Here is a 5761-nt window from a genome sequence, read left to right on the forward strand (position 1 = left end):
ACGGCGGCGAAGCGGCGCAGGAAGTTGGGGGACTTTCCGGCGGTCTGGTCGGCGGCGATGCCGGTGATGGTGAGGGTGAGCACGGTGGTCGTGAGGTCGGGCACCTTGAGCGAGCGGACGGTGGCGTTGCGCAGGCCCATGGCGAAGCCGGTGAGCACGATCACCGAGAGCACGGCGATCTCCGGGGCCTGGGCGGCGATGTCGATCTTCGTCGAGATGGCGGCGGCGATCCACAGCAGGGCGGTCTCGATCACCGCGGCCCAGAGCAGCCAGCGGCGCAGCGGCAGGTCGGTGTGCGCGCGGGCGAGGCGGCCCGCGCCCCAGGCGCCGACCATGAAGGCGAGCAGCGCCATGACCGCCGGGATCACCTTGAAGCCGGGCGTGCCCGCTGCCGCGAAGCCGAGGAACACGACGTTGCCGGTCATGTTGGCGGTGAAGACCTTGCCGAGGCCGAGGACCGAGGCGGCATCGACGAGGCCGGTGGTGGCGGAGAGCAGCAGCAGCAGGCGCGGCAGGCTGGACTTGAGGGAAGCGGCAGGGCCGTTGTTGGAGGTGGCGGTCATGTCGATCTTTCCGGTGCTTGGGGGGATGCCGGGGGTTTAGGGGGCAGCGGCTTTCTCAGGTATCCGAATAAGATTGTCCGGTTCGTTCCATGAACTTGAACAGGTCTTTAGAACCGGAAGTTGCTTTCAAGGCCGAGCATGTGGATGGTTCTACCCGAGCCGGTCTGCTCGATGAAGGCGCCCGGCGCGAAGGCGGAGAGCGAGGCGGAGAGTTCGAGTTCCGGCGTCGCCTGCCAGGCCAGCGTCGCTTCCACTTCCTTGCCGACGAACTTCGCGCGGCTGTCTCCGGCGTCGCGGATCAGGTTGCCGGGGATGTCGTAGATCCCGTCTTCCCGTGAATAGCGCCAGTAGGCCATGGCGGCGAGACTGGCCGAGAGATCCGGGGCCAGTTGCAGGCCGAGCGAGGAATAGGCGTTGACGATGTTGTAGGGGCCGACCGGCGAGAGTTCGCCGAAGTACTTGCCCTTGGGGAACAGCGCGTTGAACGTGCCGAGGTGGTTGTCGGACTTGTCCTTGTCGCCGCTCACCACGTTGAGGCGCACGGTAAGGTCGGGCGCGAGCGGGGCGTCGGGGAAGGCGCGACCGAGTTCGGTGCCGAGCGTCCAGGCCGAGATCGGGCCGTCCGCAAAGCGGCCGAACTGGTAGACGCCCTCGACGTTCCAGTGCCAGTCGTCGCGGCTGCCGTGCCAGCGCGCGCCGAGGCTGTGGCGGGTCTCGGTGCCTTCTCGGGTGCCCCAGTGGGCGGCCTCGTTGCGGTAGCCGAGGTAATAGAGATCGAGGCTGGGCAGCGCGGCATAGGCGCCCCACAGCGACTTGTCGGGCGAGGTGCGGTCGTTGAAGTCGCCCTTGCGGGCCTGCACCGGCTTTACCGCCAGCAGGCTGACTTTGGCTGCGCCCAGCTTCACGTCGGCGCGCAGCCCGTCGAAGGCGAGCGGCACGTTGGGGCCGTAGCGGGTGCCGATCAGCCGCTCGGTGCCGAGCGAGAGCATCTGCCGTCCGCCGCGCAGGGTGATGGGGCCGAGGTCGGCCTCGGCGAAGCCTTGCAGCAGGTCGAGGCCGGTGCCGTCCACCGGGCTTGGGGAGGGCGCGACGCTGGCCGAGGTCGAGGCGATCGGCTGGACGAAGGCGCGCAGCTTGCCGACGTGGAGGTCGGCATAGGGCAGGGCTCTGAACCAGACGTAGCCGTCGTTCGGCGCCGGGGCGCTGCCCCAGAGATTGTTCTCCAGGTTCTCGTTGCGCACGCGCAGTTCGATGCCGGTGGAGAGCCAGACGTCGTCGCTGATGGGAATATGCTTGAACGGGCCGGTCCAGTGGTGATCGCGCTTTTCGGCATCGGCCAGGTCCGACCAGTCCTCGTCGTAGCGGGTGATCGAGAGGGTCGGCGCCTGCCAGGCTTCCCGGGTCTCGGCATGGGCGGCGGCAGGCAGAACGGCCGGGGCAGGCAGAACGGTCGCGGCAAGGACCGCAAGCGGAAGCAGCCTAGGCACGTTGCTGCGCCCGGTAAGCGAGGATCGCCACGAGAATGAACCCGCCTGTGAGGCCCATGTGCTCGAAGAAGGCATTGGTGGCGCCGAAGCGCTCGGGGCCGGCGGGCATGGCCCAGAAGGCATTGGCAAGCAGCGCGGCGAAGAAGGTGAACACGCCGAGCATGCCCGCGCCCAGCCAGACGAGGCGGCCGCTCAGGATCAGCAGCGGACCCACGAGTTCCACCGCGATGGTCAGCGCCGCCCAGAGCGCGGGCGGGGTCAGGCCGAAGTGGGCCTGCTCCGCCACCGCGCCCTGCCAGTCGGTGAGCTTGGTGAGCCCGCCGACGAGGTAGGCCCCCACCAGCAGGAGGCGGGCGAGGAAGCCCGTCGGCGCGAAGTCCAGCACCGATGCGACGAATTTGGGCGTACCGGTGCCGGACATCGCTCAGTTCGCCCCGTTCGCGTGGATCTCGGCGATGTAGCCGCCGGGGAAGCGGACGATGGCGGCCTGGCGCCCGCCTGACTTCAGGCCCGTCGAATAAGGCGCGACCAGCGTTTCCACGCCTACCGCCGATGCCTTGGCGAGCGTCGCAGCGAGATCGCTGACCGCATAGCCGGTCATGTCGCGGCCATAGGGCCAGGGCAGCTGGCCGTCCGAGACGTAGACCACCATCTTGCCGTAGCCGCTGGTGAGCGCGACGCGGCGGATGGTCTTGCCGGGTTCGCCGATCTCGGCGCCATCGGCGGCCTTGTCGTCGGCGGTGACTTTGGCGTGGGCGAAGCCGGTCCAGCCCTTGATGAAGGTGTCGGCGGCATCGACGGTCAGGTAGACGCGGTTCTCCGGCACCGTTTCAAGCGCGGTGTAGCTGGGCTTGGCGGTGTGCCAGTAGAGCTGCATGTTCACGCCGCCCGGCCACTGGATCACGGAGTCCCGGCCGATCGGATCGGGGAAGGTTTCCAGGCGGCGCACCGCGCCGTGGCCGACGGCCGACTTCACGGCGGCGTCGAGGTCGGTGACCAGATAGCCGGTGCGCTCATCGCCGAAGGGGTAGGGGATCGGCGTCTTGAAGCCGAACACCGAGACGGTGCCCACCGGCGTCAGCACGAGCTGCGACTTGGTGAGGCTCTTGGTCGGCGTCACCTGGAACTCGCCCTGCTTGCTGGTGGTGCCGCCGAACGTGGCGACGAAGCTGGCAACGAACGTGTCGAACTGGTCCTGCGGCACGTAGACGTGGGTGGTGTCGTACTGCGCGCCAACCGCGTAGTCGGCTGCTGCGGCAGCGGCGGCAGGCTTGGCGATGGCGGCGGGAACGGCGATCGGGCTGGCGGCGATCACGGCGGTGGCGAAGAGGAAGGCAAAGCGCTTCATCACAGGTCTCCTGGGAGAATTTGGGGGGCGAGTTTCATCGTCGTCTCGGATACGCCCACATCCGCAGCGAGGGGCGGGAGTGAACTTGCCGGGACGGTGTAGGGCGCGCGCGAACAGCTATCGATCCGAATAATATCGTTCGATATGTTCGAAGTTATGGAAAAGTCGATCTCGCGGCCCCTCCTCGCTCGGAGGGGCCGCATCGGATCAGACCGCCCAGCAGCCGCAGCCGAGCGATCCCCAGAAGGTCTGGACATCGGCGGCGGGCACGTTGGCGCCGAGCGCGGCGGCATGGTCGTGGCCGTGGACGCCGCAGGAGCTGGCGCAGCCGCAGGCCGAGGCGAGTTTCTGCTGGGCTTCCGGCGTCTGGTAATAGCCGCCGAAGGTGGCGACCGGCGACCAGTCGGGCATCGGGCGGGGCAGTTGCGGGGCGAGCGGGCGGTAGTCGCCTTCACCGTGTACCACTTTGCCGCCGAGCACGGTCAGCACCGAACGGATGTGGACGATGTCGTGCTCGGGCACCGCGAAGAAGTCGTCGGAGAGCAGCGCGAGGTCGGCCAGCTGGCCGGCCTTGATCTGGCCCTTCTTGCCCACTTCGTTCGAGAACCAGGTGTTCTCGTGCGTCCACATGGCCAGCGCCTTCTCGCGGCTGACGCGGTTGGCATTGGGGTAGAGGCGCAGGCCCCCCACGGTGCGGCCCGAGACCAGCCACGAGAGCGAGACCCACGGGTTGTAGCTGGCGACGCGGGTGGCGTCGGTGCCGGCGCCCACCGGAATGCCGGCGGAGATCATCTTGGCGATCGGCGGGGTGCGCTCGGCCGCCTTGGCGCCGTAGCGCTCGACGAAGTCTTCGCCCTGATAGGCCATGCGGTGCTGCACGGCGATGCCGCCGCCCAGCGCGGCGATACGGTCGATGTTGCGGTCGGAGATGGTCTCGGCATGGTCGAAGAACCAGTTGATGCCTTCGAGCGGAATGTCGCGGTTGACCTTCTCGTAGACGTCGAGCGCGCGGCCGATGGTCTCGTCATAGGTCGCGTGGAGGCGCCAGGGCCAGCGGTGCTCGGCGAGCAGGCGGATGACCGGTTCGAGGTCGCCTTCCATGCTCGGCGCCATGTCCGGGCGGGGCTGGCGGAAGTCCTCGAAGTCTGCGGCGGAATAGACCAGCATCTCGCCCGCGCCGTTGTGGCGATAGGTGTCGTCGCCCTGGCCCGGGGTGACCTGCTTCACCCAGCCGGCGAAGTCCGCGAGTTCCTCCTTCGGCTTCTGGGTGAAGAGGTTGTAGCTGATGCGCACGGTCAGCTGGTCTTCGGCGTGGAGCTTCTCGATGATCTCGTAGTCGTCGGGATAGTTCTGGAAGCCGCCGCCCGCGTCGATCACGCCGGTCACGCCCAGCGCGTTCACTTCGCGCATGAAGTGGCGCGTGGAGTTGACCTGGTACTCCTGCGGCAGCTTGGGGCCCTTGGCGAGGGTGGAATAGAGGATCGTCGCATTGGGCTGGGCGAGCAGCAGGCCGGTGGGGTTGCCGCTTGCATCGCGCACGATCTCACCGCCCGGCGGGTTCGGCGTGTCCTTGGTATAGCCCACCACGCGCAGCGCCGCGGCATTGAGCAGCGCGCGGTCGTAGAGATGCAGGATGAACACCGGGGTATCGGGGGCGACGGCGTTGAGTTCGGCGATGGTCGGCAGGCGCTTCTCGGCGAACTGGTGCTCGGTGAAGCCGCCGACGACGCGGACCCACTGCGGGGCGGGGGTGTTGTCGACCTGCTTCTTCAGCATCGCCATGGCATCGGCCAGGGTCGGCACGCCGTCCCAGCGCAGCTCCATGTTGAAGTTCAGACCGCCGCGGATGATGTGCATGTGGCTGTCGATCAGGCCGGGGATCAGGCGGCGGCCCTTGGCATCGATCACCTCGGCGCCGGGGGCGGCAGCCTCGCGCGCTTCCTGCTCGCTGCCCACGGTCAGGAACTTGCCGTCCCGGATGACCACGGCCTCGGCCTGCGGGTTCTCGCGGTCGAGCGTGGTCACCTTGGCGTTGATGATGATCGTGTCGGTCATGGGGGCTTCCTTGGATCGGGCCGTTTGGGAGAATAGCGAAGGCAGGAGCGACGTGGCAGCCGCTCCGGCAAGTGTCTGGCGGCGGGTAATCACGCCTCGCCCTTGTGGTCGGACGTGCGGCAGGGGAACTTGTCTCCCGACAGGCGTCCCAGAACGTGCTTGCGGCAGTCTGTCTGGACGAACTGGGCGACTTCCTCGTGCGCCCAGATCTTCTTGGCCAGCGGCACGATCTGCTCGCCGAGCAGGATCCCGAGCAGCCCGATCAGGGCAATCATCGGCGGCGCCGGCGAACGAACGCCGAGGAGACT

6 protein-coding genes are annotated in these 5761 nt (G+C 68.0%); all 6 read right to left on the reverse strand.

What is annotated here, in order from left to right; genetic code table 11:
• Positions 1-563, reverse strand: a 563-nt coding sequence (locus V7066_RS28600) for a YoaK family protein (RefSeq protein WP_334186313.1), incomplete at its 3' end; no start/stop codon positions are given.
• A 107-nt stretch (positions 564-670) separates the two neighbouring features.
• Entirely contained in the window at positions 671-2050 is a 1380-nt protein-coding gene (locus tag V7066_RS28605) for an alginate export family protein (protein WP_334186314.1), read from the reverse strand.
• The gene (locus tag V7066_RS28610) at positions 2043-2471 is read right to left on the reverse strand and encodes a DoxX family protein (RefSeq protein WP_334186315.1); all 429 of its coding nucleotides are present in this window, start codon (positions 2469-2471) and stop codon (positions 2043-2045) included. Before V7066_RS28610 ends, V7066_RS28605 begins: the two co-directional genes overlap by 8 nt.
• 3 nt (positions 2472-2474) lie before the next feature.
• Positions 2475-3398 carry a glyoxalase gene (locus V7066_RS28615; RefSeq protein WP_334186316.1) on the reverse strand — a complete coding sequence of 308 codons (924 nt, stop codon included), beginning with the start codon at positions 3396-3398 and terminating at the stop codon, positions 2475-2477.
• 207 nt (positions 3399-3605) lie between these two features.
• Positions 3606-5453, reverse strand: a complete 1848-nt coding sequence (locus V7066_RS28620; protein ID WP_334186317.1) for an amidohydrolase — start codon at positions 5451-5453, stop codon at positions 3606-3608.
• Positions 5454-5542: 89 nt separating this feature from the next.
• On the reverse strand, positions 5543-5761 hold a 219-nt coding region (locus tag V7066_RS28625; protein ID WP_334186318.1), incomplete at its 5' end, for a DUF1427 family protein.

The organism is Novosphingobium sp. (assembly GCF_036820275.1).
In the GTDB taxonomy this organism is placed as follows: Bacteria; Pseudomonadota; Alphaproteobacteria; order Sphingomonadales; family Sphingomonadaceae; genus Novosphingobium.

Coding starts and splice junctions, on each gene's coding strand:
- V7066_RS28610 (WP_334186315.1), bottom strand. CDS start 2,471: ATGTCCGGCACCGGTACGCCCAAATTCGTCGCATCGGTGCTGGACTTC.
- V7066_RS28615 (WP_334186316.1), bottom strand. CDS start 3,398: ATGAAGCGCTTTGCCTTCCTCTTCGCCACCGCCGTGATCGCCGCCAGC.
- V7066_RS28620 (WP_334186317.1), bottom strand. CDS start 5,453: ATGACCGACACGATCATCATCAACGCCAAGGTGACCACGCTCGACCGC.